At 54.3% G+C, this 26,672-nt stretch carries 26 protein-coding genes; 6 read left to right on the forward strand and 20 right to left on the reverse strand.

Annotated features, from left to right (window positions below; genetic code table 11):
• Positions 1-78: 78 nt before the first annotated feature.
• The 7 genes from MIM_RS18705 to MIM_RS18735 all read right to left on the reverse strand — a co-directional run bounded on the left by MIM_RS18705 (position 79) and on the right by MIM_RS18735 (position 7,415).
• Positions 79-426, reverse strand: coding sequence for an SEL1-like repeat protein (locus tag MIM_RS18705; RefSeq protein WP_025374291.1), 348 nt, complete (start codon positions 424-426; stop codon positions 79-81).
• A gap of 201 nt (positions 427-627) precedes the next feature.
• On the reverse strand, positions 628-1,953 hold the full coding sequence (locus tag MIM_RS18710) for an LLM class flavin-dependent oxidoreductase (protein WP_025374292.1): 1,326 nt from the start codon (positions 1,951-1,953) through the stop codon (positions 628-630).
• Between the two features lie 26 nt (positions 1,954-1,979).
• Positions 1,980-2,837, reverse strand: a complete 858-nt coding sequence (locus MIM_RS18715; protein ID WP_042071765.1) for an ABC transporter ATP-binding protein — start codon at positions 2,835-2,837, stop codon at positions 1,980-1,982.
• Positions 2,838-2,979: 142 nt separating this feature from the next.
• Positions 2,980-3,804 carry an ABC transporter permease gene (locus MIM_RS18720; RefSeq protein ID WP_025374294.1) on the reverse strand — a complete coding sequence of 275 codons (825 nt, stop codon included), beginning with the start codon at positions 3,802-3,804 and terminating at the stop codon, positions 2,980-2,982.
• Entirely contained in the window at positions 3,801-4,658 is an 858-nt protein-coding gene (locus MIM_RS18725) for an ABC transporter permease (RefSeq protein WP_025374295.1), read from the reverse strand. The genes MIM_RS18720 and MIM_RS18725 overlap by 4 nt, the downstream gene beginning before the upstream one ends.
• Positions 4,659-4,670: 12 nt before the next feature.
• Entirely contained in the window at positions 4,671-5,801 is a 1,131-nt protein-coding gene (locus MIM_RS18730; protein WP_025374296.1) for an ABC transporter substrate-binding protein, read from the reverse strand.
• A 102-nt stretch (positions 5,802-5,903) separates the two neighbouring features.
• A complete protein-coding gene (locus MIM_RS18735) occupies positions 5,904-7,415 on the reverse strand; it encodes an amidohydrolase family protein (RefSeq protein WP_025374297.1) in 1,512 nt (503 codons plus the stop codon).
• A gap of 401 nt (positions 7,416-7,816) precedes the next feature.
• On the opposite strand from MIM_RS18735, the gene MIM_RS18740 reads away from it, so the two are divergent.
• The gene (locus tag MIM_RS18740; protein ID WP_025374298.1) at positions 7,817-8,032 is read left to right on the forward strand and encodes a TOBE domain-containing protein; all 216 of its coding nucleotides are present in this window, start codon (positions 7,817-7,819) and stop codon (positions 8,030-8,032) included.
• Positions 8,033-8,212: 180 nt separating this feature from the next.
• Here MIM_RS18740 and MIM_RS18745 read toward each other — a convergent pair whose 3' ends face one another.
• From MIM_RS18745 to MIM_RS18755, 3 genes are all read right to left on the reverse strand, one after another.
• A complete protein-coding gene (locus MIM_RS18745; RefSeq protein ID WP_042070555.1) occupies positions 8,213-9,154 on the reverse strand; it encodes a D-2-hydroxyacid dehydrogenase family protein in 942 nt (313 codons plus the stop codon).
• Positions 9,155-9,160: 6 nt separating this feature from the next.
• A complete protein-coding gene (locus MIM_RS18750) occupies positions 9,161-10,156 on the reverse strand; it encodes a Bug family tripartite tricarboxylate transporter substrate binding protein (protein ID WP_025374299.1) in 996 nt (331 codons plus the stop codon).
• A gap of 154 nt (positions 10,157-10,310) precedes the next feature.
• Positions 10,311-11,162 carry an NADPH-dependent oxidoreductase gene (locus tag MIM_RS18755; protein ID WP_245592771.1) on the reverse strand — a complete coding sequence of 284 codons (852 nt, stop codon included), beginning with the start codon at positions 11,160-11,162 and terminating at the stop codon, positions 10,311-10,313.
• A 444-nt stretch (positions 11,163-11,606) separates the two neighbouring features.
• Between MIM_RS18755 and MIM_RS18760 the strand changes: the two genes are divergently transcribed.
• Positions 11,607-13,550 (forward strand): alkaline phosphatase D family protein, encoded by a 1,944-nt coding sequence (locus tag MIM_RS18760; RefSeq protein ID WP_187329610.1) that lies wholly within the window; start codon positions 11,607-11,609, stop codon positions 13,548-13,550.
• A 90-nt stretch (positions 13,551-13,640) separates the two neighbouring features.
• Here the strand turns inward: MIM_RS18760 and MIM_RS18765 are convergent, their stop codons facing one another.
• The 6 genes from MIM_RS18765 to MIM_RS18790 are packed head-to-tail and all read right to left on the reverse strand — an operon-like array spanning position 13,641 to position 19,897.
• Entirely contained in the window at positions 13,641-14,588 is a 948-nt protein-coding gene (locus MIM_RS18765; protein WP_025374302.1) for a serine hydrolase, read from the reverse strand.
• Positions 14,589-14,597: 9 nt separating this feature from the next.
• Entirely contained in the window at positions 14,598-15,599 is a 1,002-nt protein-coding gene (locus MIM_RS18770; protein WP_025374303.1) for an ABC transporter ATP-binding protein, read from the reverse strand.
• The gene (locus tag MIM_RS18775; RefSeq protein ID WP_025374304.1) at positions 15,593-16,585 is read right to left on the reverse strand and encodes an ABC transporter ATP-binding protein; all 993 of its coding nucleotides are present in this window, start codon (positions 16,583-16,585) and stop codon (positions 15,593-15,595) included. The genes MIM_RS18770 and MIM_RS18775 overlap by 7 nt, the downstream gene beginning before the upstream one ends.
• On the reverse strand, positions 16,582-17,421 hold the full coding sequence (locus tag MIM_RS18780) for an ABC transporter permease (protein ID WP_025374305.1): 840 nt from the start codon (positions 17,419-17,421) through the stop codon (positions 16,582-16,584). Before MIM_RS18780 ends, MIM_RS18775 begins: the two co-directional genes overlap by 4 nt.
• Complete coding sequence (locus MIM_RS18785) at positions 17,418-18,356, reverse strand: ABC transporter permease (RefSeq protein WP_144084689.1); 939 nt, start codon at positions 18,354-18,356, stop codon at positions 17,418-17,420. Before MIM_RS18785 ends, MIM_RS18780 begins: the two co-directional genes overlap by 4 nt.
• 32 nt (positions 18,357-18,388) lie before the next feature.
• Positions 18,389-19,897 (reverse strand): ABC transporter substrate-binding protein, encoded by a 1,509-nt coding sequence (locus tag MIM_RS18790; RefSeq protein ID WP_025374307.1) that lies wholly within the window; start codon positions 19,895-19,897, stop codon positions 18,389-18,391.
• A gap of 141 nt (positions 19,898-20,038) precedes the next feature.
• Here MIM_RS18790 and MIM_RS18795 point away from each other — a divergent pair, with 141 nt between their 5' ends.
• The 4 genes from MIM_RS18795 to MIM_RS18810 all read left to right on the forward strand — a co-directional run bounded on the left by MIM_RS18795 (position 20,039) and on the right by MIM_RS18810 (position 22,891).
• Complete coding sequence (locus MIM_RS18795) at positions 20,039-20,926, forward strand: LysR family transcriptional regulator (RefSeq protein ID WP_025374308.1); 888 nt, start codon at positions 20,039-20,041, stop codon at positions 20,924-20,926.
• Positions 20,927-21,086: 160 nt separating this feature from the next.
• Positions 21,087-21,971 (forward strand): PhzF family phenazine biosynthesis protein, encoded by an 885-nt coding sequence (locus MIM_RS22710; RefSeq protein ID WP_025374309.1) that lies wholly within the window; start codon positions 21,087-21,089, stop codon positions 21,969-21,971.
• A 156-nt stretch (positions 21,972-22,127) separates the two neighbouring features.
• On the forward strand, positions 22,128-22,463 hold the full coding sequence (locus MIM_RS18805; RefSeq protein WP_025374310.1) for an ArsR/SmtB family transcription factor: 336 nt from the start codon (positions 22,128-22,130) through the stop codon (positions 22,461-22,463).
• The gene (locus MIM_RS18810) at positions 22,460-22,891 is read left to right on the forward strand and encodes an SRPBCC family protein (RefSeq protein WP_025374311.1); all 432 of its coding nucleotides are present in this window, start codon (positions 22,460-22,462) and stop codon (positions 22,889-22,891) included. The genes MIM_RS18805 and MIM_RS18810 overlap by 4 nt, the downstream gene beginning before the upstream one ends.
• A gap of 11 nt (positions 22,892-22,902) precedes the next feature.
• Here the strand turns inward: MIM_RS18810 and MIM_RS18815 are convergent, their stop codons facing one another.
• From MIM_RS18815 to MIM_RS18830, 4 genes are all read right to left on the reverse strand, one after another.
• Positions 22,903-23,346 (reverse strand): YchJ family protein, encoded by a 444-nt coding sequence (locus tag MIM_RS18815; protein ID WP_025374312.1) that lies wholly within the window; start codon positions 23,344-23,346, stop codon positions 22,903-22,905.
• Positions 23,347-23,562: 216 nt separating this feature from the next.
• Positions 23,563-24,267, reverse strand: coding sequence for a GntR family transcriptional regulator (locus MIM_RS18820; protein WP_025374313.1), 705 nt, complete (start codon positions 24,265-24,267; stop codon positions 23,563-23,565).
• Between the two features lie 34 nt (positions 24,268-24,301).
• Positions 24,302-25,189, reverse strand: a complete 888-nt coding sequence (locus tag MIM_RS18825; RefSeq protein ID WP_042070557.1) for an NAD(P)-dependent oxidoreductase — start codon at positions 25,187-25,189, stop codon at positions 24,302-24,304.
• 38 nt (positions 25,190-25,227) lie between these two features.
• Entirely contained in the window at positions 25,228-26,655 is a 1,428-nt protein-coding gene (locus MIM_RS18830; protein WP_042070560.1) for an aldehyde dehydrogenase family protein, read from the reverse strand.
• Positions 26,656-26,672 lie beyond the last annotated feature (17 nt).

Below are 26,672 nucleotides of genomic sequence, written 5' to 3' on the forward strand. Positions count from 1 at the left end.
GCCCGGCATGCGCATGTTGATGCGCCTGCCCGATCGATGATGAACTCCTCACCCGAACAGTGCGCAATCCCGCCCTGATTATCCCGCAACAATATCACACGGCGCGCTCCCCGCCGGCGCTTGCCGTACCCGCCCCATAAACGCCCATTGGTATCGTGCCACGTCACTTCCCTGAGCAAGCGCCCGGCGTATCCATTGCCCTGCTTCGCAGCGATCAGCTTTGACGCCATCGCCATAAAGGGTCGGGCCCACCAGCAGGGCCATACCAAGCATTTCCTGTGCCGGTAAATGATTGGCGCCTGCTGCGGATCGCAACAACGTCAGCATCTCGTCATAATGCCCGTTTGTCTGTGCTTCGAGCGCCAGCTGAAATGTCTGACCCGGCGATACGCTCCCGTTCGCCAGTGCAGATGTTGATGCTGACATTCCATACACTGCACACCCAAGCAACACCACCACCCAGTATGTGCGCAATACCGAGCACAAATGTTCGATTCCGTCTTTTAAACATGTTGTTCCCATCACCATCTCCCCTTAGTGTGTACGAGAGTAATTCTGGCGTATATGGGCATTCGTGAAAAGACGGATTATCCGTAGCGTGCCTAAGGCAAACCCTGAGGACGTTATTTATAGCAACCCACGCGGCTGCTTCAATCCCAGATTCTCGCGCAAGGTGCGTCCTTCATACTCTGTGCGAAACAGGCCGCGCCGACGCAGTTCCGGCAGCACATCTTCAATGAAATCATCCAGTCCCCCAGGCAGCCACGGCGACATGATATTGAAGCCATCGGCACCGCCCTCTTCGAACCACTGCTGCAACTGATCCGCAATTTGCGAGGGCGTTCCCACGACCTGCTGATGGCCACGCGCGCCTGAGATACGCAGATAAAGCTCACGGATGGTCAGGTTGTCGCGATGCGCCAGATCTGCCAGCAATTGCTGACGGCTCTTGCCGCCATTGGTAGCGGGCAAATCGGGAAGCGGGCCATCCACCGGGTAGCCCGATAAATCGGCTCCGATCATATTGGACAAAAGCGATACGCCCACAACTGGATCGATCAGACTTTGCAGTTTCTCAAATTTTTCCTCGGCTTCGGCCAGCGTGCGGCCTACAACGGGAAAGATGCCCGGCATGATTTTTACATCATCCGCCTCACGCCCATGGCGTTGTACGCGGTCCTTGATGTCCGAATAGAACGATCTGGCGTCGTCGAAGGTCTGATGGGCAACAAAAATGACTTCTGCCGTGCGCCCTGCCAGGTCGCGACCGGCTTCGGATGCGCCTGCCTGAACCACCACCGGCCTGCCCTGCGGCGAACGGGCCACGTTTAGCGGTCCGCGCACAGAAAAATGCTTGCCTTTATGATTCAGCACCCGCAATTTTTCTGTGTCATAGAAAATGCCCGACGCCTTATCGCGCAGCAGGGCATTCTCCCCCCAGCTTTCCCACAAGCCCACCACCACGTCATGAAACTCGGCCGCCCGCTCATAGCGCTCATTATGCGCGGGGTGCTGTTCGAAATTGAAGTTCTGCGCCTCGGCTTCGCTGCTGGAGGTCACCAAATTCCATCCGGCCCGCCCGCCACTGATCAAATCGAGCGTTGCGAACTTGCGCGCCAGATTATAGGGCTCATTGAAGGTGCTGGAGGCGGTGGCAATCAGACCAATGCGTTCAGTCAATGCAGCCAGAGCCGGCAGTACGGTCAGCGGTTCCAGTTGGTCGGCCCTGGCGGTACGCGCCAGGAACGGCAGATGCGAACTGCGTACGCCAACCGAATCGGCAAAGAAGATCGCATCGAATTTAGCCGCTTCGGCACGCCGGGCGAGATCGGCATAATGCGCGAAATTGGTTCCTGCATCGGCCTGTGCCTCGGGGTGCCGCCAGGCGGCAATATGGTGACCGGTCTGCATCAGAAATGCACCCAGCTTAATCTGCTTCAGGGGTTTGCCCATGGATTGACTCGTATAAAAGAAAGAAATTACCAGGCCATCGCCAGATCGGCCAGTGACCGGGGATATGGGCCGGAGGTAACGGCACGGGCCGGTTTGTCAACTTCGTTAGGATCGAAGTCCAGAAAATCACTCAACACATCGTCCCGCAACTGGATGAAGCGCGGATCGCTGCGATTGCGCTGGCGCGGCAGGTCTACCGGTACCGTGCGCCGGATGCGGCCCGGGTGCGGCTGCATCACCACGACCTGATCGCCCAGAAACACCGCTTCATCAACATCATGCGTGACCAGCAGCATGGTGATTTGCTCTTTCTGCCAGATATCCTGCAGTTCAACCTGCAACCGTGATCGTGTCAGGGCGTCCAGCGCACCAAAAGGCTCGTCCAGCAACAGGATGCGCGGACGATTGACCAGTCCACGCGCAATCGCCACGCGCTGCGCCATGCCGCCGGAAATCTGATGAGGATAGGATTGCTCAAACCCCTCCAGCCCAACCAGTGCAATATGTTCCGCGATCAAATCACGCTTTTGCGCCGCATTAAAAGGCGCATTGCGTAATGCCACCCCGACATTCTGCGCCACCGTGAGCCAGGGAAACAGGCGGTGGTCCTGAAAAACAATGCCACGCTCGCGGCTGGTGCCGACAACCGCCTGCCCGCCGGTCAGTATCTGTCCTTCAAATTCGCTATCCAGCCCCAGAATCAACCGCAACAGCGTGGATTTGCCGCAACCGCTGGCACCCACGATGCTCACGAACTGGCCAGCCGGTACAGTCAGATTGATATTGTCCAGCACCTGCAACACGCCGCCGCTGGCCTGCTGGCTGGCGTACCGCTTGCCCAGCCCAATGATGTCCAGATCATTGGATGCCCTGCCGGCCTCCAAATGAACAGGCGACGAAGTGGCGGATGCCGCTGAACTGCCGGTCGCCGTGACCGTATCGTCGCCGCGTTGCCTGAATTGAAATTGCGCCATAGATAAAACTCCTTGCATTACAGTCTCTGTGAGATTGATGATCTGCAGAAAATTAAAGTTGACCCCGACCGCGTGCGATGCGACGTTCAAACACGCGAGCCAGTGCATTCATCAGCCAGCCCACCAGGCCGATAACCACCATCCCGAAAATCACCAGATCCATACGAAAATGCTCACTCCCTTCAATCAGCGTATTACCAATTCCCTGCCCGGCCACCAGCAGGTATTCGGCACCGATCGTCGCCAGCCAGGAATAAATAAGCGCCAGGTAAATGCCGGTGAAAATCGCGGGCACAGCCGCAGGCAACACCACCCGCGTGACTGTTTGCCAGCGCGTATAGCCATAAACCCGTGCCACTTCCAGCAGGCTGGCGGGTGTGCTGCGAATACCGTCGCTGGTGTTGACCACCACCGGCACTAGGGCCGCCAGTGACAAAAACACCACTTTGGCCACATCACCCAGCCCGAACCACACCGAAATCAATGGGATCCACGCGAACAGGGATATTTGCTTGAAGGTATTGAAACTGGGGCCGACCATCCGGTTAAATAGCGGCAGAAAACCCAGCAAGCCACCCAGTATCAGCCCACTGACCGTGCCAATCGCAAAGCCGGTTAACTCCCGTGCCAGGCTGGCGCCCAGTGCAACCCATACCTGCCCGGTGGAAAACTGCTCAATGGCCGTGTCCAGGACTTTTCCGGGAGACACCAGTAACGCCGAATTGACCACGCCAGCTCGGGAGGCGAGCCACCACAAGGCGATTGCCGCCAGCGGCAACACCAGGCCACGCCAGCGCTTGTCAGCACGCACCTTGAGCGGTGCACCCGTCTCGCTGGCCACAGCAGCGCTCGAAGAAGACAAAGAAACCGCACTCATCGCACACCTCCCTGGATCGTAGCCTGATGCCGGATGACGCGGTTTTCAGCAAAGTCCAGCAGCCGGTCTATCGCATAGCCTATGGCCCCAACGACGATCACCGCCGCCATCACCAGATCAAGCTGGAACAACTGCCGCCCGTAAACAATCAGATAGCCCAGCCCTTCGCTGGACGCCACCAGCTCCACGACCACCAGCGACAGCCAGGCCTTGGTAAAGCCAAGCCGCAAGCCCGTGAACAGAGTGGTTGTCGCCAAAGGCAAGATCACTTCAAACACTTCCTGACGACGGCTGTACCCATAAACCTCGGCCACTTCCCTCAGCGCCGGTGGTGCCTGACGAAAACCCTGCACGGTATTGAGCGTGACAGGCACCAATGCCGCCTTGGCAATCAGGATGTATTTAAGCGGCTCGCCGATACCCACCAGTAACAGAACAAAGGGCAGCCAACCCAGCACCGGAATCTGCACCAGCGCGTTGAACGTTGGCAGCAAATACGCTTCGATCCGGCGTGACAGACCCATGGCGCATCCCAGCAAAAGACCCAATAAGGCCCCGGCGACAAAACCCAGCAGCACGCGACGCATACTGGCCTCGACATTCAGCCAAAGATCGCCATTGGCAGCCAGGTCGCCAAGCGTCTGCCACACGAATGCCGGCGGCGGCAGAACCTGCGGTGAAATCCAGCCCTGGCTGGCGCCGGTCTGCCAAAGCGCCAGCAGTGCGATGGGCAGGAGCCAGGGCAACAGACGGTCACCCACGCTCTTCAGAATCTGATTGCGAGTATCTGCTGATGTGCTTGCGGGCTTTGCCGCGATGGCGGTGTGCGTATTGAGCGAAGAGCTTTGTATCATGACCGTTCTCCGCTAGCCGCCACTGCCGGAGGCGACTGTCTGTGCTTGTCCTTGTGCTTGCGCTTGTGGCTCCGGCTGGCCCTTCACATCAAAACGTGTCCAGCGATGTTCCAGGCCCAGCTTTTTGAGCGACTTTTGCAGGTAGCTCGGATCAAACCAGTCGTCGACAGAGACGTCGCGACGAATCAGCTTAAGCTTGAGTGCGTCACGCACCACCGCCTTGTAGCGTCCGATGGCGAAGTCATCGATTAACGGCGAATTGCGTACAGCAAGCTGCTGGTTCGCAAATTCGGCTACGTATGATTCGTAGGGCGTACCGCTACGTGCCCACAGCTTGAACAGCGCATCGCGATTTTTCTCGTCGGACGCCCAGTCCGCCGCACGCACGAAGACATCCACAACCCGCTGAACGGCTTCCGGATGTTCGTTGGCGAACTCATCCCGTACGTGCAGATGTGCCTGACGCGTGAAAGACGGGTCCTGTCCCTGGGTGGAATACGCAATCCGCACCAGACCCTCATCACGCAGCTTGAAAAACTCCGGTCCGCCAAAAGCCGCATCAACGCCCTTGGAGGCCAGGGCTGCCTGCGCACTACCGGTATCCAGATTGATCCCCTTGATGTCACGCTCCTGCAAGCCGTGCGCATTCAGCAGGTTATTGGCAACCAGATGACCGTTGGTACCACGAAAGATGGACACGCGTTTGCCTTTCAGGTCTTCAATCGACTTGATGTCAGAATCAGGGGGCGTCACCACATACAGATTGTTGCGTGCGCCGCTAATCAGCAGAATGCGGGTCTTCAGGCCATTGGCGCGCCCCACCACAGAAGGCAGGTCACCATGATAGGCAAAATCAATCTGCTTGTTCGATAGCGCTTCATTAACGGCCGGCCCCGCTCCCTTGAAAAACAACCACTCCACCTTTACCCCATCGGGCTTGAATTCCTCTTCCAGCCAGCCGTTCAGGCGCGCCACTGATCCCGGCGAACCACCCCAGGAAATAGGATTGCCACCGCCAGCGGTTGCCACACCGATGCGAACGGTAGTCAGGGGCTCGGCTTGCGCCAGGGAAGAAACAACGCCCACGGTCAGAACGGTGGCCAGTAAAGCCAACACGCGTCGGCGAAATAAAGTAAATTGCATCTGAAAAATTCCTGCGTTGATCATTTGATTGGAAGTGGCCCGGATTGCTTGCGGTCATCCGGGCGCTTTCGGGTCGCCCGGATCAGCCGAATTCCACCAGCGTCATTTAGTGTGTGACGAACTCAACTTCTGTTCGATTGCAGTTCCCTTGAAAAACTGCGGATTAGCCTCTGTATAGAAGCGATACGGATTGTCAAACACCAGCGCCTTGAAGTCTGCGGCGGTGATCACGCCCTGCTCTACCAGATCCCAGCTCTCAGCCAGGGGTTCGGTCAGGTCCGGCACGTCCCAGTGACCAATATCAGACGACCAGATGGCATTGATTTTTGCATTAAGCGGATTCAGCTTTGCGTTGAATGCTGAAGCGACAGTGCGATCGTCCGACTCCGAACCGAAATAGAAACTATCAACCCAGCGTGTTTTGATGTCCTCGGGCGATTCGATACCGGCCAGCGCAAAGTCATCAATCTCGTCCTCATTGGGATCACGACTGTGCGGCAGCGCAGAAACACCCAGGCTATCGAGCAGCAAGGTGCTTTTATCCAGTGTGCGATCCTTGATCAAATCCTTGCCATAGCGCTGGAACAGGTTTTCCAGTAACTCCAGGTCGGCATTGGCCGGATTGTAATTGTGTACCGCTTCGCGATTGCGCTTATCCCAGCGATCCAGCAGGTGCGTGAACACATGTGCGCCCCAATCGGCGCCCCCTTCAAGCAAGGCCACGCGCAAGCCCGGAAACCGTCTGGTTACGCCACCGAAAAACAATGCCTTGGCAAAGGCCTGAGAGCCGTCAGCAAAATGACCGATGTGGTTGTACATGTAATTGCTGATCGAATGGCGGCCGGTCCAGCCCTGGCTGCCGTAATGCGTGGTCACGGGTACGCCCAGCTCAACCACTTTCGCCCAGAACGGATCATAGTCGTACTCACTATCGATTCCATAAAAATCGGTATAGTGGGCATATTTGGCCACCTCCGGGTGATCCGCTGCTGGGTACTTATCGGCCACCGAGGGAATCGGTCGTTTTACGCCGCCGGCAATATTGATCACCTTCAGGCCCAGTGTCTTGACCGCAAACTCCAGTTCTTCGATTCCCTCTTCGGGCGTATGCAAAGGAATGCCCGCAACGGGTGTGAGCCGATCGCTGTACTTGCTGTACTGATCTGCGTGATAGTGATTAATGGCACGATGCAAAGCCTGACGATGCCGGCCGGCACCAAGAGGTGCCAATACATCGTTGGGAAAGAGCACGGAATAATCTGCACCCTGTTCGGCCAGCCTTTCTGCCAGTAACGCAGGCAGGGTGTACGTTGCCAGATCAAGTGTATTGCGCGTCACGCGCGCCCACCATGGTGAACGCAGGGTACGGTTATAGCGGCGCTCTGCCAGCGTTTGCTGATACCAGTCCTTGCCATTGCTACGCGTATTGAACCGCGAACCCAGCACCTTGCGCAGGGCATCAACCAGCTCACCGCCTCCGTACTGCTGGACGTATTCCTCCAGTGCTGGCGTATAGTCGTTTACGTGGACATCGGTATCGATAACAGGATAATCCAGCGTCGCCTTGACAGCGGTGGATCGGGAGGCTTGTGCGGCGGTAAGGCGATCGTTCATAAGAATCTCCGGTTGAATGACTGGAATGACCCGGACTTGCCGTTAGCACGTAACCGGTTCATGAAGCTCCATGAACGAGAAAGTATATGACAGGCCAATAATTACCTTAACAATCATTTTCGCCTTTATATATTCAATTATTTTCTTTGTTAACTTTCTCCAAAGCCAGTATTCGCGCGCCTCTTATAGGAATTAAGAATATTCTAAGCATGTTTTTGTTATATCACATATGAAATTTTCGACTTCATTTACAACGTCATTTCCGGCAGTGATATCGATACATTAAAGATGTTGTTTGATTCAAAAGGCTTCTTTCATAAGATGTATTTTTAAGTACATCATGAAGCCCTGCTGATTGCGTGTATATATTGTTATCGTTATAACTATCTTACGGAGAACCCATGTCCATCCAGTCAATCAACGCACGCAACCAGTTTCGTGGAAAAATTGTAGAGATCATAAGCGGCCCTGTCGTATCGGAAGTTGACATCGAAACACCTGCAGGGCCGATCACTTCTGTGATAACCAGCCGTTCCATCGAGCAACTCGGGCTCACCGTCGGATCGGAGGTGATTGCCTTTGTGAAGTCCACCGATGTCGCAGTGGCCAAGCTGTGAGCGTAGCCCGAAAAAGAGCAGACCGGCTGCTGCTGGCCGGCCCGCCGACGTCGACAACATTAATACATACCGACAGGCTCAACGCTCGCGATCGATGTCGACCGTGACGATCCTGCCTGGAAAGGGCAGAACCAGGCACGCGTAATAAACTGTCGCTTTCGCACGCTCCACGGGGTTGTTTCATACCAGATTTTCTGGCTTTCCCAGGAAAAACTGATTGATATTATCAAACGCCGTGCCGAAATAATTCTCGTAGTTATCACGTTCGACATAACCGAGATGCGGTGTACACAATACGTTTGGCATATTAATGAGTGGCGAAGTGGTGGCTGGCTCCTGTTCATAGACGTCAACGGCAGCAAAGCCCGGTGCGCCGTTAGCCAGCGCGTTCTGGAGCGCGCCGGTTTCAATCAGCTCCGCCCTGCTGGTATTGACGATCAATGCATGGGCACCCATTCTGGCAAGGTCAGCCTGTTTGACAATACCCCGCGTCTCATCATTCAGACGAATATGCAGGGAAACGATATCGCTTTGCGCAAAAAACACTTCCCTGGTCGGTGCCACTTCAAAACCATCGGCTCGTGCTTTATCGGTCGAGCCTGCCCGCCCCCACACCCAGACGTTCATGCCAAAGGCACGACCATATCGCGCAACCTGCTCGCCAATTCTGCCGTAACTCCATACACCCAATCGGTGTCCCTGCAGTTTCTGGCCAAGACGTCCCTGCCACTGACCTTGCTGCAGGCGATTAGCTTCGCTCACAATATGCCGGCGACTCGCCAAAACCAACGCCCAGGTGAGTTCTGCTGTCGCCGTGCCCGATCCGGTTCCCTGCGCCACGGCGATGCCCTGCCGCCGGCAGGCTTCAAGATCAATATGGCCCGCTACCTTGCCGATTTGACTGATCAGCTTTAACCGGGGCAATTGCCTGAGTATATCTTCAGTCAGCACCGTTCGCTCCCGGGTCAGCACCAGCGCATCGGCAGATGCAAAACGCCGCACCAGTTCAGCAGGATCTTTACAACTGTCATTGTAGACCGTCACCTCGTGCTCCTGCAGTTTCTTGAAACAGTCCAGATTGCGAACACAATTCTGATAATCTTCAGGGATAATGATATGCATAAGATTCTATTGAATTTTCAGATTAAGCTTTTTAGCAATCCCGTCCCAGGTTTTCAGATCTTCCCCGATTACCTGATTGAACGCTTCCACGCTATTGCCGCCCGGCTCGATCCCCATCGATTTGAATGTGTCCGCCACTCTGGAATCGGTCAGCGCCTTTTTTACATGATCATTCAGCTTGCTGATGATAGCCGGATCCGTCCCCGCCCGGGCCAGCAGACCATACCAGGGATGAATCTCAAAGCCGGGAAACCCCTGCTCGGCAATCGTGGGCACATCGGGAACCACAGGCGAGCGTTGCGCCGTGGGCACCGCCAGCGCCTTGATTTTGTGGTCCTTCAATAGCGGCAAGGCAACTGTCGTATCCAGGAATATGGCGTGGATCCTGCCCGACAACAGATCCTGGATCGCAGGTGCAGCGCCTTTGTAGGGTGTATGTTCCAGCGCCAGCCCCGCCCGGTCCTTGAACATCTCCATCGCCAGGTGTCCGGACGAGCCATTGCCTGACGAACCGTAGAAATAGGCTGAAGGCTTGGCCTTGACCATTTCAATAAACTCGTGCAGGGTGTTGACCGGTGTATCCACGTTGACCACCAGCAGATGTGAGATATAACCCACAACCGAAACACCGGTAAAGTCGGTTGTCATATCAAAAGGAAAGTCAGAACGCAACGCCGGCGTGGTCACGGCCTGAATAGAAGGGAACGCCAGGGTATAACCATCGGCAGGCGCATTGCGCACTTCGCTCAGCGCAATCACGCCCGTGCCGCCCGGCTTGTTGAGGACCACGATGGTCTGCCCCAGACTCTCACTCAGCGGCCGGGAAATCGCCCGCGCCATCAGGTCGGTCGGGCCGCCGGGCGCAAAGGGCACAACGATCTTTATCGGTTTTTCGGGATAGCTGCCTGCCCCCGCAGCAAGCACCCGTGCTGCAAACGGCAGCCCGATCATCGCTGCCGCACCCTGAATCAACATTGCCCTGCGCTTTTCATTCACCTTCATTGCTGCCTCCTTATCATTGTTTTGTCGTTATGATCAAAGGATTCTACCTTTCGGTTGAGCAACGATGACAACTGCAATTCCAGTGAATGGAATTGCATAGGTAGTACAGATGAAATTGGGGGTTACTTTACAACGCTATCCCTTACAACGCAGATTATCGCAGATCAAACCCCAGATTTTTAAGCGCCTCAACCAGCCGATCCCGTCCGGTCAGCGCTTCCGGGCCGCGCAGGCGGTTCAGTGAATGCAGATCCCACGGCCCGCTGTTCTTCATGCCCTGCGCCTTGTAGAAATCATCCATGGTGGCGTTATAGCTTTGCGCTGCCGGCTCCAGAGCAGAGGCATCGTACTTCTCTTTATGCAGCACTGCCGCCTGGGGAAGACGTGGCTTCACCGAAGCGGGCTTCAGCGGATCCGGATAGCCAATACACATGCCAAATGTGGCGAACGCGTAGTCGGGCAGACCAAGCTCTTTAGCCACTTCCTCGGGATGATTGCGCATACCGCCAATAAATACCACGCCCAGGCCCATCGATTCAGCAGCCACCGCAGCATTCTGCGCCGCCAGCGCCGAATCGATGGAGGCAAGAAGGAACGCCTCCATATATGTCAGGCCGTCGTGTGGGACGCCATGCTTGACGCCCAGAGACTTGAACCGTGACAGGTCAGCCACCCACACCAGAAACAGCGGGCAGCGCCGTACGTGCTCCTGGTTGCCGGCCAGTTGTGCCAGCCTGTCCTTGCTCTGCGCATCCTGAACGACAACAACGCTCCAGGTCTGCAAGTTGGATGACGTGGAGGCGGACTGCGCTGCCGCAACCAGCAACTCCAGGGTGCCTGGCTTAAGTGTCTCATCTGTATAGGCGCGTACCGAGCGATGATTAAACAGCGTTTCGATGGTGGCATTGACCTCATCCGGAGTGAATGCAGCCTGCTGATAACGTGCTTTCAGAAGATCTTGTGCCGTTCCTGCGGCCATAGCGTGGTTTAAGGACTCTTTACTCATCGTCTACATACAACTCCAAATAACGGTCAAAAGCCGGATCACGAGCAACGTGACAGCCATCAAAAATATCGATATTGACATAATGATAAACGCATCGCCGCTATAAAAGTAATAACGCCTTCGTCTTTAGATATTCGGCTGTCTTTTAAACATTCCACAAGAATGACCATTAGCACTCACGAGTCAGCGGTATGCCCATACTCAGCCTATGGCAAGCCCCATACTCAACAGCAAATCCAGCCCGCAATTTCCCGGGCATCTCACGCAAACGAACCTGTTTCATTCAACTACGATAAGCGATATACGAAGCACTTGAGGCTTGCGCCGGCTATATCCATGACAGGAGCACCTGTTATACTTTTCTGGTCTTTTTTATCTTAGATTTGTCTCAAATCGCCCTCACTATACTTGACTCAATCAGTTGCACCCAACACCCTCCCGCCCGTGCTTGCCGGTCCGATTCTGCGCCGCCTGGAACCCACCCGTCTGTTGCTGTGGCTGGTCGGCAGCATGCCGATACCTTTTACGCTGCAGCTCACTCCTGCCGGTGAAACGCCCAGAAGTGTGGTGCTTGATGAGGCCAGTTGCCGCGTCATTCCCATCGGCCGCCATGCCTTTGTGCATTTGATTGATGTCTCTCTGTCGGAACCGCTCCCGCTGGACACTGTCATCGCCTATGATTTGATCGCCACGCTCGCCGATGGCGCTCAGGCGAATATTGCCCAGTGGGCGCCGCATCTGCTGCACGGCGGTGCGACCCAGCCTACCCTGGTGCTGCGCAGTCGCGCCGACGATATTCTCTTTGGCTCCTGCCGCAAGCCGCATCACCCCTCAGGCGATGGCCTTGCGCGTGCAGACGATCTGCTGGCCGGACATATCGGGCAGGCTGATGCGCGACCCGCCATGCTCATGCTATGTGGCGACCAGATTTACGCCGATGATGTAGCAGGACCCATGCTATCGGCCATCCACGCCCTGATTGCCCGACTCGGCCTGTATGGCGAGGTGCTGGAAGGCGCCGTCGTTGCCGATAGCGAAGCGCTTTACGCCCACCCTGCCGGCTACTATCGCCGCGAAGACCTGCTGCCCGCGTTCAAATCGAACGAGGCGTTGCGTGAGCGCTTCTTCGGCGGCGTGGAAAAGCCGATTTTCACCACTACCAGTGCGCACAATCACCTGGTTACACTGGCCGAAGTCATAGCCATGTATTTGCTGGTCTGGTCGCCGGTACCATGGCAAATCATCACCGAGTCACCCATGCCGGCGCTTAGCGCCGAGCATGCCCACCAATGGCGGCGAGAGGCCGGCATCCTGCAGGACTTCCGGCGCGATCTGCCCAAGGCCGCACGCCTGCTGGCGCATGTCCAGACCCTGATGATCTTTGATGATCATGACGTGACCGATGACTGGAATTTGTCAGCCAAATGGGCCTCCACGGCCTATGAACATCCCTTCTCCAGACGCATCGTCGGCAACGCGCTCATGGCCTACATGCTGTGCCAGGGCTGGGGGAACCGCCCCGACGTGTTCACAGCGGTGCTGGACGACATGAACGCGCTTACCGCCACGCCTGATCCAGAGCAGCGCCTGGATGCTGCTGCCCAGGACGCCCTGATTACGCGCCTGCTGTCATTCAGTCAATGGGACTACGTGCTGCGCACGCAGCCGACGGTGATCGTTCTCGATACGCGCACACGCCGCTGGCATAGCAGGCGATTACCCAGCCGCCCGTCCGGACTGATGGACTGGGAGTCGCTGACCGACCTTCAGCATGAATTGCTGGACGAAACCGCTGCCGTGATCGTCTCGCCCACGCCCATGTTTGGTGTCAAGCTGATTGAAGTCGTGCAACGAATCTGTACCTATGCGGGTCACGCGCTGACCGTTGATGCAGAAAACTGGATGACACACCGAGGTTCTGCCAGCGTCATGCTCAATATCTTTCGCCATTCGCGCACACCCGGAAATTACGTAATCCTGTCGGGTGACGTGCACTACTCCTTCGCGTACGATGTACAGGTCCGTGATAGTGATCGCGTGCCACACATCTGGCAGATCACCAGCAGCGGTATCAAGAATGAGTTTCCGCGGCGCCTGCTGAACTGGCTGGATCGCCTCAACCGCTGGCTTTATTCACCTCGCTCACCGCTGAACTGGTTCACCCAACGACGGCATCTGCAGATACAGCCACGCCTTCCGGATCAACGCAGCAGCGGCGAACGCCTATGGAATAGCGCGGGTATTGGCCAAATACTGCTTGACGCACAGGGCCGGCCCGCACGTATTCTGCAACACAACGCCAACGGTCAGCCTTCCACCGAGTTTCTCGCGCCAGAACAGGACGCGGCCACAAAGCCAATTGCAGCACAAACCGATACTGGTGAGTGATGCGCGCCGTCCTGCGCATACAATAGCCGGGCTGACGCGATACGCTCGGAGCAACACACAAGGCAATCCAGACGTCCCTGCCCGCTAAACTCAGTACTGTGCCAGAATATTGAATAAGGCCTGGCCGATTTGCGGCAAAAAGGTGATATCTTCCGAGACCGCCTTGCCATGTGAAAAGATTACAACCGTGATCGCGCTGTAGGCTTTGCAGTGCGCTGGTGGCAATACAAAGTGTGCGCTGTCGTGTCTGTTATAACTGGACAGTACATCGCCGGTCCAGCCATTCCATCCGGCCTTCGAATAATATTCCAGGTTTTCCGGCAAATGCTCCCCCAGGAACCCATTTACCTGCGCGTGCGGAAGCGCCCTGAAGTCCGGCGCAAGAGACCGTTTCAGATACTTAGCCGCATCCTTGCTAATGGATGTATCCTGGAACGTACCTGTGCATATCTCACTGAGCAAACGCGCCACAAAATCACTGCTAAGACAATTGTGATTGTTTTTGCCATTAAGCGTGGCAAATAGCCTTTCCCTGCCGTAGCGATCGTCGTCCATCAGTTTCTGGCATACATTGATACCCTGGGCCTGCGGCCAACCCAAACTATTAAAGAACCGATTCACCACCTGACGTCGCTCACACCACTGCTTCATTTCTGCTTCGGGCAACAGCGTATCCCCCGTGGTGCCCGACAACAAATCGATCACATAATTGGTTGCGTTATTGCTGGACCACAAAATCATATCAGTGATGGCGCGCTCCAGTTCATCATGAGGCGTGATCTTCCCCTCATGCAGCGCCGCCAGTACGGCCGCCAGATATGCAATCTTAACCACGCTGGCCGGATAGAACTGGCGTTGGCCCTGCCAGGAAAACCCTTCAGCTGCTGTGGCCCGCTCACCGGCAGTTGCTCGCGGAAACAAATGCAAGGTAATGCTCGAATCGGCGACGTCATGTGCCAACGGTGCAAATATCTGGCGGATAGACGACAGCAGGCGCTGTCCAATTTGACTGGATGTCTCTGTTTTTTTGTAATACATGAAAAGGTCCTAGATTTCTGCCAGTCGTATGCATCTGGCGCGTTGTGTGTCCGAAACGGATGTCAGGTCCGGATGGCTTTGCCGGCAACGATCCACCACGTAAGGACAGCGACTCGAGAACGCACAGCCTGCAATGATTTCATGCGGATCAGGCAATTCCCCCTCCAGGATCGCGGAAGGATTCCTGACTGAAGGATCGGCAATCGGAATGGCGGAAAGCAACGCGCGGGTATAGGGATGTCGGGGCTGGGAAAAGATATCTTCCTTGGTGCCCTCCTCTACAATTTCCCCAAGGTACATCACCAGCACTCGATCGCTCACACGCTTGACCACGTTCAGATCATGCGCAACGAACAGAAAAGCGACCTTCAGTTTTTGCCGGATCTCTTCGAATAAATTGATAATCTGTGCCTGGACCGACGCATCCAGCGCGGATACGGGTTCGTCCGCAATAATGAGTTCCGGATTAACGGCCAGCGCCCTGGCGATGGAGACGCGTTGACGCTGCCCGCCACTTAAGGCATGAGGAAACTTCTCTTTCAGTGATAGCGGCAAACCGACGATGCCAAGCAACCTGTCAACCTCTGCAGCCCGATCGACCTTGTTGCTCGCGGCCGCATGATGGGTAGCCAACGCCTCTTTGAGCACGCGGCCAATAGTGAATCTCGGATTCAGCGAAGAATACGGATCCTGAAATACCATCTGAATCCTGGTGCTACGCTCAAATCGGGAATATTTGTCCATTGATCTGCCGTCTGACCAGGTGACGGCCCCACTTGACGGTTTCTGCAATCCGATAATACATTTTCCCAGCGTGCTTTTACCACAGCCGGACTCCCCCACGACGCCAACAATCTCGCCTTGGTTCACATGCAGCGACACGCCTTTGAGGGCATGCAGAAAGCCCGCCTTTTTGCCCATGAGAAGATCTCCCAGACCACGGCGGCTACCAAAGCGCTTTTCCAGATTATCGACGGTCAATAAGGCCGGTGAATGTGACTCGCTTACCACAATGATTCCTCCTTGCGATGACAAGCGCATGCATGCGCCGAACTCACGTTTTCACTCTCCGGGCTCTCGATATGACATCGTTCGATCGCGAATTTGCAGCGTGGATGAAAACGGCAGCCTGCTGGAAAATGTCCGGCTGCGGGAGGCTCCCCGGCAATGGGCTCCAGTTTATGGTGAGGATCGACGTTCGCCGGCAGCGCATTGAGAAGTGCTCTCGTATAAGGGTGCCGAGGATTGGCAAAAATGTCGGCTACACTACCGCTTTCTACAATCTTCCCGGCATACATCACGGCCATATCATCACAATGCTGGGCAACGACACCAAGATCATGTGTAACCAACAATACCGACATCCCCACGCGCTCGCGCAGTTCATGAAGTAACCGCAACACCTGAGCCTGAATGGTGACATCCAGTGCCGTAGTGGGTTCGTCCGCGATAAGTAGCTCGGGCGCACAGGACAGTGCCATGGCGATCAACACCCGCTGACGCAGTCCGCCGCTCAATTCATGCGGCCAGGCATGGAACCGTCGCTCGGCAGAGGTAATGCCCACTTCCCGTAACAGCCCTACTACCTTTTCCCGAACCTGAGCTGAAGACAAACCGGTATGATTGCGTCGTACAATTTCCCCTACCTGATCGCCAACTCGCATCGTCGGATTCAGAGCAGTCATGGGGTCCTGAAAAATCATAGAAATCTTTCGCCCGCGAACCTGCGTCAACTGGCGGTCATCCATTGCTGCCAGATCCATGCCATCGAAAAGAATCTGCCCCTGTTCAATCACAAAGGGTGACCCGCCGAACAGGCGGATAATCGAACGGCAAGTGGTACTTTTTCCACAACCGGACTCGCCCACCAGGCCGAATACACGACCTTTTCTGACCTGGAACGTCACGCCCTCTATTGCCATTTGCGCGCGACCTGCTTGCCCAAAACCTGCATGCAGGTTTTCTACCTGAAGCACAGGAGCGAGTGCTACATTCATGATTTCACCCTGAGTTGATTATCAATCCCGTCACCCAGCAAGGAAAAGGTCACCCCGATATAGATAATCATGATGCCGGGAAACACGGAAATCCACCACGCATCGAATATGTAATTGCGTCCTTCTGCAATCATGACGCCAAGCTCTGGCGTGGGTGGTTGAATGCCCAGCCCCAGGAAACCCAGGGATGTAACAGCCAGAATGGTCAGAACAACGTCAGCCATCATAAATACAATGGCAGGTGTAATGACATTGGGGAGAATATGCAGAAATATAATCCGAAAATGACTGTAGCCCATGACCCTGGCCGACTGAACATATTCCGTGGTTTTGACCAGCAACACTTCCCCGCGCACGATTCTAGCGAAGGAAATCCAGACCACCAGCGTAAATGCCAGGTACATGTTCTGCGTGCTTGGCCCCAATGAGCCCACAATGGCAATCACCAGTACATAAAACGGAAACGCCCACACAATATCGACAACGCGCATAATCAGTGTGTCCAGCCAGCCACCGACATAACCGGAAATCAAACCGATCAGCGAACCGGTGACAAATGGAATCAGCACGCACACGGCAACAATTTCCAGATCTGTCTTAAGCGCTTCGATCGAGCGCCACAAGACCTGCCGGCCGAGGTCGTCGGTACCGAAAAGGTACTGCAGATTCGGACCCTGAAGGCTGCTGTCAAAATTGATCTCAGAAGTATCAATTTGGAATACGGTCGGTACTACATAGGCCACAAGAAGCAGGATCAGGAACAAAACAAGGCCGACCCACAAAGAGTAATTCTGCGCAAGCCGCCCGTTGCGCCATCTGCTTATTATCGTGCTCATGATAATTCCACCCGCGGATCAGCTGCGACATAGGCCAGATCCGCCGCCAGGTTGATCAGTACGACCAATACCGCAAACGTCACGGTTAATCCTTGCACCATGGGATAATCACGTGCGGCAATGGACGAAACCATCAGTCCGCCCAAGCCTGGCAAGGCAAATACAGCTTCGATCACCACTGTGCCGCCGATGACCCAACTGGTATGCACCCCCAGCACCGAAATGGTTGAGAGCAGCGAATTGCGAAATACATGACGCCGGAGAATCTGCATACGACTCATGCCTTTGGCATAGGCCGTGTCAATATAATCGGCATTGAGCACCGCGATAATTGAGCTCCTGAGAGAACGCACGGTCAATGCCGCAGTGCTCAAAGCAATTACCAGGGCGGGAAGAAACAACGAGTGTAGAAGCCCGAAAAAACCGCCGTTGAGACCGGACACCGGAAAGACGGGAATATACACCGCGAACACCAGCACCAGCAAAATGCCAAGCCAGAATGCCGGCATCGACATAAAACAGATAAACAGAAACTTGATCAGATTGTCTGTTGCCGAGTTCTTACGCAATGCAGCCAGAAAAGCAAGGGGAATAGTCAACACAATCGCAATGACCGTACTATAGGCAACAAGGGCCAGCGTCACCCACAAGCGATCGAAGATCAATGGGCCCACCGAAGTTCGAAAAGCGATCGAGGTACCAAAATCGCCTTTTAGACAGTCCAGTAGAAACTGAAAATACTGGACCAACAATGGTTTATCCAGACCCAGTTGATGTTGCAACTTGGCGATATCTTCGGCTGTGCCCCGGCTTCCCAGCAACAACGTTGCCGGGTCTCCTGGCATCACCCGTAAAAGCAGGAAGGCCAGAATCGTAATACCCAGTAAGACCGGGATCAACTGCACCAACCGCAAGACAATAAAACGCACTATCACGAGCTACCCCTTTTTTATCCTGGATTTGGCGCTTACTTCACCTTAACGTCCTCAATCCTGTAGTTGGACGTAGGGAGTACTTTGAATCCGTCGACATTGGATCGATAGGCATAAGGAACCCCTTGGTGATACAGAAAAATAAACGGTGCTTCCTTGTTCACGATGGCTTCAATTTCCTGGAACATTTTCCCGCGCTCAGCGCCCTCAGGCGTTTTCCGTTCTGCTGCATAAAGCTCGTTCACACGTTCGCTTTTCCAGTTCGTATGCAAGGCATTGGCCCGCTCCGGATTAACAGCAGTAAAGCCGATCAATTGATCCGGATCGATCGTATCGCTGGTCGTGAAAGTCAGCGACATCTCGTAATTGCCTGCTTTGGTCGTTGTAAACTGGGAACTGCTCTCGATGGTCTGCAGCTGAATCGTCACGCCGATCTTGCTCAGGGCATTCTGAATGACCAGACCCACCTGCCGGGAAGTCACATCGCCAGACGGAATAAGCAACGTTGCCTTGAAACCGTCCGCCAGTCCGGCCTCGGCAAGCAACTGTTTGGCCTTGGCCAAATCGAACGGGTACGGCTTTATATCCGTATTGTGATGCGCCATGACAGGCAAGGAAGATGCTGCCGGCTCCCCATTACCCTTTAAGACCCCCTGGATAATTGTTTGCTTATTAACGGCATAATTCAACGCCTGACGAACACGAATATCATCAAATGGCTTTTTGCTGGTATTTAATTGCACCAAATCCGTGCGAAACACTTTGGCCACGGCTGTCTTGATATTCGAATCCTTCTCCAGCATGGCGACCTGATTAAATGGGATGTCCATTGCCGCGTCCAGTTCACTGGCCTTCAATTTGAGAATGCGCGCATTATCGTCCCCGATAATTTCCAGCGAGGCCTGATCCACAGCGGGCTTTCCTTGCTGCCAATAATTGGGATTCTTATCCAGTGATACACGTTGACCTTTCTGCCAGGCGTTGAGCGAGAACGGACCGCTGCCTATCGGCGCATCGAAAAACGCCTCGCCTTTTTGTTCCAGTTGCGCTGCCGGCAATATGGACGCAGAAAACAGCGCCAGATTATTGAGCATCGGTGTAAAAGGCTCGTTCAGGCTAAGCTTAACAGTATTGTCGTCCACCTTCTCATAGCCTGTAATAGGTTTAAAGAAGCGGGCCCAACCGGATTTTTCTCCTGCCGCCCGCTTCAGTGAGAAGATGACATCGTCAGCGGTGACCGGCTTTCCGTCGCTGAATTTGGCGTTTTCTCTGAGATGAAAGGTATAAGTTTTACCGTCCGGGCTGATTTCCCATTTATCTGAAAGCCCCGGTTCGATCTTGGTCCCGTCCGCTGACGGCCTGACCAATTGATCATATATCAGCAGTTGGGTCCAGATGGATGGATTATCGCTGGATGCGATGGGGTCCAGCGTGAGTAAATCCTTTGCAATGCCTAGTCGGAACTGGTTGGCTGCTGCCTGACCGACATTGAGCGCACAGGCAACAACAACTCCGACTTTCAAAAGTGAATGAAATCTGATCATGACGGCTCTCCGGGTAACACACTTGAAAAATGGCAAATGGGAAGATCGAGCTTTATCTGAGTATTTTGCGGGCAAAGGGCATAGTATGCAATGGAAAAAAGTTATATCATCTATAACTCAAGCTCATAGCATGGGACACCAGTGAAGATCAGACATATCGAAATATTTCATGCCATACGCACGACCGGTTCAGTCAGTCGCGCGGCGCAATTGCTCAATATTTCCCAATCGGCGGTCAGCAAAACCCTGGGGCATGCTGAGTTGCAGCTTAAATTCAAACTTTTCGAGCGAGTCAAAGGGAGACTAAAACTGACACCTGAAGCGCAGTCGCTGGCGCCAGAAATTGAAAGGATGATGAATCAGCTGGAGCATATTCGGTCGCTGGCATCCAATATCCACCAGCATCCGGCCGGTTCACTCAAACTGGGCTGCCTGCCAAGCCTGGGCCTGCACCTAATGCCCCAGGCCGTGTCACTTATTAGGCAACGATATCCGGATATCAACATCGAAATCACCACGGGGCATGAATCGGAGCTGATCCGCAAATTGCGCTCGCGCGAGATCAATATCGCCTTTACGTTCAAGCCCGACGAATATCCGGATTGTTTATCCTCGACGATTGCCAAAGTGAACATGGTGCTGGCCGGACCACGCCGCGACCAGGTGAATGACCCTCGCCAGGCAGACTTCCGAAAGCTGATTACCTATTCTGCAGGAGATCCTGTTACCCGCATCATAGAAGCCATGGCTATCCCCTACCAATTTACCAACCAGGTAAAGGTAGAGACCTACTATGTCGCGGCGGCCATTGCCGAGTACGAAGACCGGCTTGCGATTGTGGACGAATTCACTGCCAAGTTTGTACTGAAAGATCAATCCCGATACATTTATTTCGACCCGCCCATCACACTTGATCTGGTAGTCATCTACCGGGAACAGGGTCCGCCAAGTACACTGGAAAAACAATTTATCGGTGGCGTACGCCGACTGGTCAGGCAGGAGCAGGCCAACGGCATACCAACGCGCTAAGTGGCAGGGATGATTCGGGCTCATTTCCCTTGCTGATCATCATGCCTCTTTTAGTCCGCCCCAAGCGCACCGAACCTGCGCGAGCACTTTGACGCCTGCTCCCGCCTTGCCGCCACCAGTCTGCTATAGTGCAATTTTTATGAATCAGTAGAGATTTTTCATGTGTTTCGGTGGACTCAGTTACGCATTTTGTGTTTCCGGAAAATCAGGTAATCCTTCGTTCGTAATCGCATCCAAGCCGGGCGACCCTGTTGATCAGGGGACCTGCTGTCGGCTTGCCAGACATGTTGACTGCGAAGTAACGTGGGCTCAATGGCAGCCAGATTCGAACACATACCAATTGAGGTATTTTGTGGCAAACGGGGAAATCGACTTCTGCGGACACGGAACTTTAGCGGCCGCAGCATGGTTATTCCAGCACCATCAATTACCATCGCCGATCTCGCTTCGCGTTCTGAACAGAATCATTTCAGTACAACAAAATGAGCCGGGATATTGGTCATATGAACAAGAGGCGTTTCCATTAGTAGACATAACGGAGAGCGAGGTTATCACCCATCTTCTCCACTCACTAGGACTCACCAATCCAGACTATTGCACAATAAACCAGGTGAAAGCCTATCGGTCGTCCGGGGCCGTCCGTGAAAAGCTGGTGATTGCATTCCCGGACAGAACTTATCTGGAAGCAATGCAAATTAACGGCCAATCGCGCGATCACATATGTGAAGCTTTAAATACCACTGGTATTTATGCCTTTTGTGATATTTCTGACCCGCAAGCTGCGAGCATAGCAGCACGACACTTTCCAATCTATTCGGGTGATAATGAAGATATGGCTACCGGAGCGATCGCCCCCACTGTGGCGAATCATATTTCAAAGAACAAGACACATTCGACGGTAAATATTTTTCAGGGTGGAAAACACGCACAACATTCACGTATTCTCGTTTCTACCGACCGCGTGAAAAACATCTGGCATGTCGGTGGCCAATGCCTGGCAACTGAGTACATCTCGCTACAACAGGCATTTTCCAATATCGAATAAGTCCATCTACAGTTCACACTATTCCGCCAGTACCATGACAGCCGACATATTAAACGGGCTGTTATCCGCTTGCCTCGACAACAAATAAATCCGCAATCAGCCCTTGACAAATTCATAACCGTGCGGTTATTATAAATAATACATAACCGAATAGCTATGAATAATTCTGCCCCACACCCTGACGATTTGCTGTTCCGCACGCTTGGCGACCCGACTCGCCGGGCGATTTTCGAACGACTTTGCCGCGACGGAGAGCAAACCGTCGCCGCCTTAACGGCACAAGCCGGTGTATCTCAGCCGGCCGTTTCAAAACACTTGGCACTTCTCAAGCAGGCAGGGCTGGTATCAGACCGCCATGAAGGCCGGCAGACGCATTACAGCGCAAGACGCAGTGCGCTGGCACCGCTGGTTGACTGGACCAGCAGAATGACCGGCTTCTGGGAAAGCCGGTTCGACGACCTTGAAACGCTTCTCCAAAGGATAGACCAATGACCACAACCACACCTGAAATACGTTCCGTTGTTGTAGAACGTGAGCTTGCTCACCCTCCTGAAAAGGTCTGGCGAGCGCTTACCGTACCTTATCTGATCGAAGAATGGCTGATGAAAAACGATTTTGCGCCCACCGTTGGCCATCGTTTTAAATTACAGGGCGACTGGGGCGGTGTGCTCGATTGCGAAGTTCTCACCATTGAGCAAAATCGAGTTTTGTCCTACACCTGGAATTTTCCTAATGACAATCCCGATTTTGATTTGAAAAGCGTCGTTACTTTTACGCTCACCCCAATCGCGACAGGTACGCATCTGCGTGTGGAGCAATCAGGTTTCCGGCCCGAACAGAAACAGGCGCTGGGTGGCGCGAAAGCCGGATGGCCACAGTTTCTTGGGAAACTGGAGCAAGTGCTGGCTCGGGACGAATAGCTGGCAAGGGTTTACCGCGTCCGCCGTGCGCCTGCCGGGCGCGCCTTTTCGACAAAATCGCCGTCCACATAAAACCACCGCCCGTCTTCACGTACAAAGCGACTCACCTCATGCAGACGGGCTGCGCGGCCATTCTGGCGGGACCGGGCAACAAACTCCACCGTGGCATGGTCATCGTCCTGCTGAGCATGGCCTCGCACATCCAGCCCCAGCCACTGGGTACCGGGTGCGTTGGGTTCCAGAGATGCAGGACGGGTACTTCTATGCCAGGTTTCCAGCAGATAGTCGAGCTCATCAAGGACGAAAGCGGCATAGCGGGAGCGCATCAGCGTTTGTGCGTCTGGCGCCTGCAGACGTTGGGTACCGTGATGCCAGCGCCCGCAACAAGCCTCGTAGCTTGATGGGGTGCCGCAAGGGCAAGGAGATTGGGGGGAGAAGGAAGAGGTTTTTTTCACAGGATACTGACCACAGTAATACTGGTAGAGAAATATACCGCCGTCTGGCAGGTGCATCGGTGGACTGCGCAATATGTTTAAACAGAGTATTCTTCCCTGCCCGAGTTATCATTGTCCGACACGAAATCCATTTCCCCTTGCCATGTCCACGAGACGACTTAGGTTGAAATATCACGTGACGATAAGTAACTCACAGCAATAGCAGTCTGCGTTTAACTACTGATGGGTCGCCACATCTTTCGTCGAGCTGACCTCTTCGGTTTGCTTCGCCATTACCTGCAACGCAATGTTCGCAGCTTTTCCCACGTGCTCAGCGCAAAGCCGCGACGCCAACTGCGCATCGCGGTTGCGAATTGCATCGATGATCTCCTGCAACTCATGGACCGTATCAGTCAGTCGTCCAGGCTGACCCATGGAAAGTCTGCGCAGAGAATTAATCCGGTTATTCAACCCGGTGAGTATCTCTTTTACTACCGGGTTGCCGCAAGCATTTAGCAAAACATTGTAAAACTCGTTCTTTGCATTCACGAGAGCTTTTTGGTCCGCAGCTCCCTGACATTGGGCTATCAGGGCAAGATTGGTTTGCAGAGCCGCAATGTCGCTCTCGGACGCGAACTGAGCGCACCCTGCTCCGGCCAGCGCTTCCAGTGCCTGTCGAACCGCGTAGATCGATTTAGCCTCATCAAGCTGAATTTCGGAAACCATAGGCCCGCGAAAAGGGACGATGGTAATGAGTGCTTCCGCTTCAAGCTGCTGAAGCACTTCACGCATCAATGATCGGCTAACATCGAACCATTGGCACAATTCTCTTTCCACCAGCTTCTGACCGGGTACGAATGAGCCCTCGACGATTGCTTTTCGCATAGCATCAATCACTTGTTTTTTTAGCGATACATCAACACGTTCGAATTTAATGCTCATGGGTAGACCTGTAATAGGGAGGATCGGCCCGTTTTTACGTTAATGGTACGCCGATGCTTTGCGACACGTGCCTGGCCAATTCGGTATGATCAGCCCCTTTGCCAAGTGTGTTATTGGCGTCACTCCAGATTTCAAGGCAGCGCTGTGAAAACTGCGCCTTGTGCCCCTCATCCAGGCCCAACGCAATGCCCAGATCCTTGACCATCAACTCTAAGCCAAAACCAGCATTATACTTTCCGGACAGGACAAATTGCTTGAATTTCTTCTGAGTTGAGTTGTTCATTCCGGTGGATGCATTTAGAATATCGACCATTACTTCCGGATCCAGGCCGCCCTGCTTGCCAAGCAGAATTGCCTCTATACCGATTAGAAAGCCCCCCGCCGAGACCAGATTATTTAAGGCTTTCATGGCATGAGCGGTGCCCACATCACCGGTACGCGCCACGCTTGATCCCATGACCTGCAGGATAGGCTCAATGTGTTTGAGCGTTTCGTCACTGCCTCCATACATAATAGACAACTCACCCGTCTGCGCTCTGGTGACGCCGCCCGACACTGGTGCATCCACCAACTGAGCATCACGCTTTTTCGCCTCGGCGGCCAGCACCTTGGTCATATCCGGTACGCCCGAACTCATGTCAACAATGATCGTACCCGGTCGCATGGCAGCAAACACCCCCTCAGGGCCAGTGAGTACTTCTTCTACGATGGCGCTGGTGGGCAACATCGTAATAATGATTGCGGCATGCTCGGCCACCGCCGCGGGGGTGTCCATCACTCGAATATGCTCGCTGCTCAACTGCGCTGCCGCTTGTGCATTTGCATCGTACACAGCAACGGCGTAGCCAGCCCGCGCCAGATTCAGGACCATGGGCTTGCCCATGCTGCCCAGACCAATAAATCCCAATTGTGGTTTAGTCATTTTTAATGCCCTTTATATGATGTGGGTAATTTCAATAATCAGTGGTGAAAGCCAACCATGCTTTTTAGTTCAAGATACTCCATCAATCCCGCCTTGCCCCATTCCCTGCCATTGCCCGATTGCTTATAACCACCAAAGGCTGCGCCGAAGTCTGCGTGCGGATAGTTCAGGTGAATGGTGCCGGCCTGCAGCCGGCGGGCTACATCCTGCACCCGAGCAGGGTCCTTGCCCTGAACGTATCCGGCCAACCCATACTTCGTCCCATTGGCAATGTCCACCGCATGATCGACCGAGTCATAGGCCATCATAACCAGCACAGGCCCGAAGATCTCTTCACGAGCGACACGCATGTCCGGTGTAACGTCAGAAAAAACTGTGGGCCGCACATAATAGCCTTTGTCATACGGCGCTACCCTGCCCGGTCCGCCTGCAATCAGGGTGGCACCTTCAGCCATTGCATCTGCAATAAACGCTTGAATGCTCTCGAATTGACGCTTATTGACGACGGGCCCAAGGCGCGAATCAGGCTTATCTGCCGGCCCCACAATATAGTCTGCCGCCACCCTGGCTGCAATATCTGTAGCCTGAGCCATCAGCGCTCTGGGCACCAGCATGCGCGTTGGTATCGAACACGATTGACCGGAGTTAGTAAAGCATCCGGCCAGGCCCTTGGTGACCGCCTGCTCAAGATCAACGTCGTCGAGAAGAATGTTGGCTGACTTACCTCCCAGTTCCTGAGCGACCCGCTTGACGGTTGGTGCCGCACAGCGGGCCACCTCAATACCCGCCCGGGTAGAGCCGGTAAACGAGATCATGGCCACATCAGAGTGTTCAGCCAACCGAGCACCGGTAGTCAGACCATCGCCGAGTATAAGATTGAAAACGCCAGCCGGCACGCCTGCTTCGTCCATCACCCTGGCAAAGAGCATACTGCTCAACGGCGAAAATTCACTCGGCTTCAAAACCGTGGTGCAACCTGCCGCGATGGCTGGTGCCAGTTTTACAACGATCTGATTTATCGGCCAGTTCCAGGGGGTAATGAGACCACATACCCCAATCGGCTCCAGGCGCATCCTCGTGGTGCCCTCGTTCCATTCAAAATCAAATTTTTCAAGAACAGATATGGCTTCTGTCAGGTGCGCAACGCCTCTCATTGCCTGGGCTTCACGCGCAAAAGTAATTGGCGCGCCCATCTCCAGGCTCATCAGTTGCGCAAATTCTTCATAATGACTTCGATAAGCAACCAGAATTCTCCGCAACAGATCAAGCCGCTGCGCTTTGCTGGTAGCCATGAACGCAGGCAAGGCGCGTTTTGCCGCATCTACGGCGCGATCTACATCTGTCGCATCACCCATAGCAATGGTGGCACACGGGCTTTCGGTCGACGGATTGATAACGGTAAAAGTCTCTGCACCATGGGGTGCTACCCACTGTCCGTCGATATAAAACTTATCATGCACAATCACGCTTCAAACTCCTGTTA

The organism is Advenella mimigardefordensis DPN7 (assembly GCF_000521505.1).
Classification (GTDB): domain Bacteria; phylum Pseudomonadota; class Gammaproteobacteria; order Burkholderiales; family Burkholderiaceae_B; genus Advenella; species Advenella mimigardefordensis.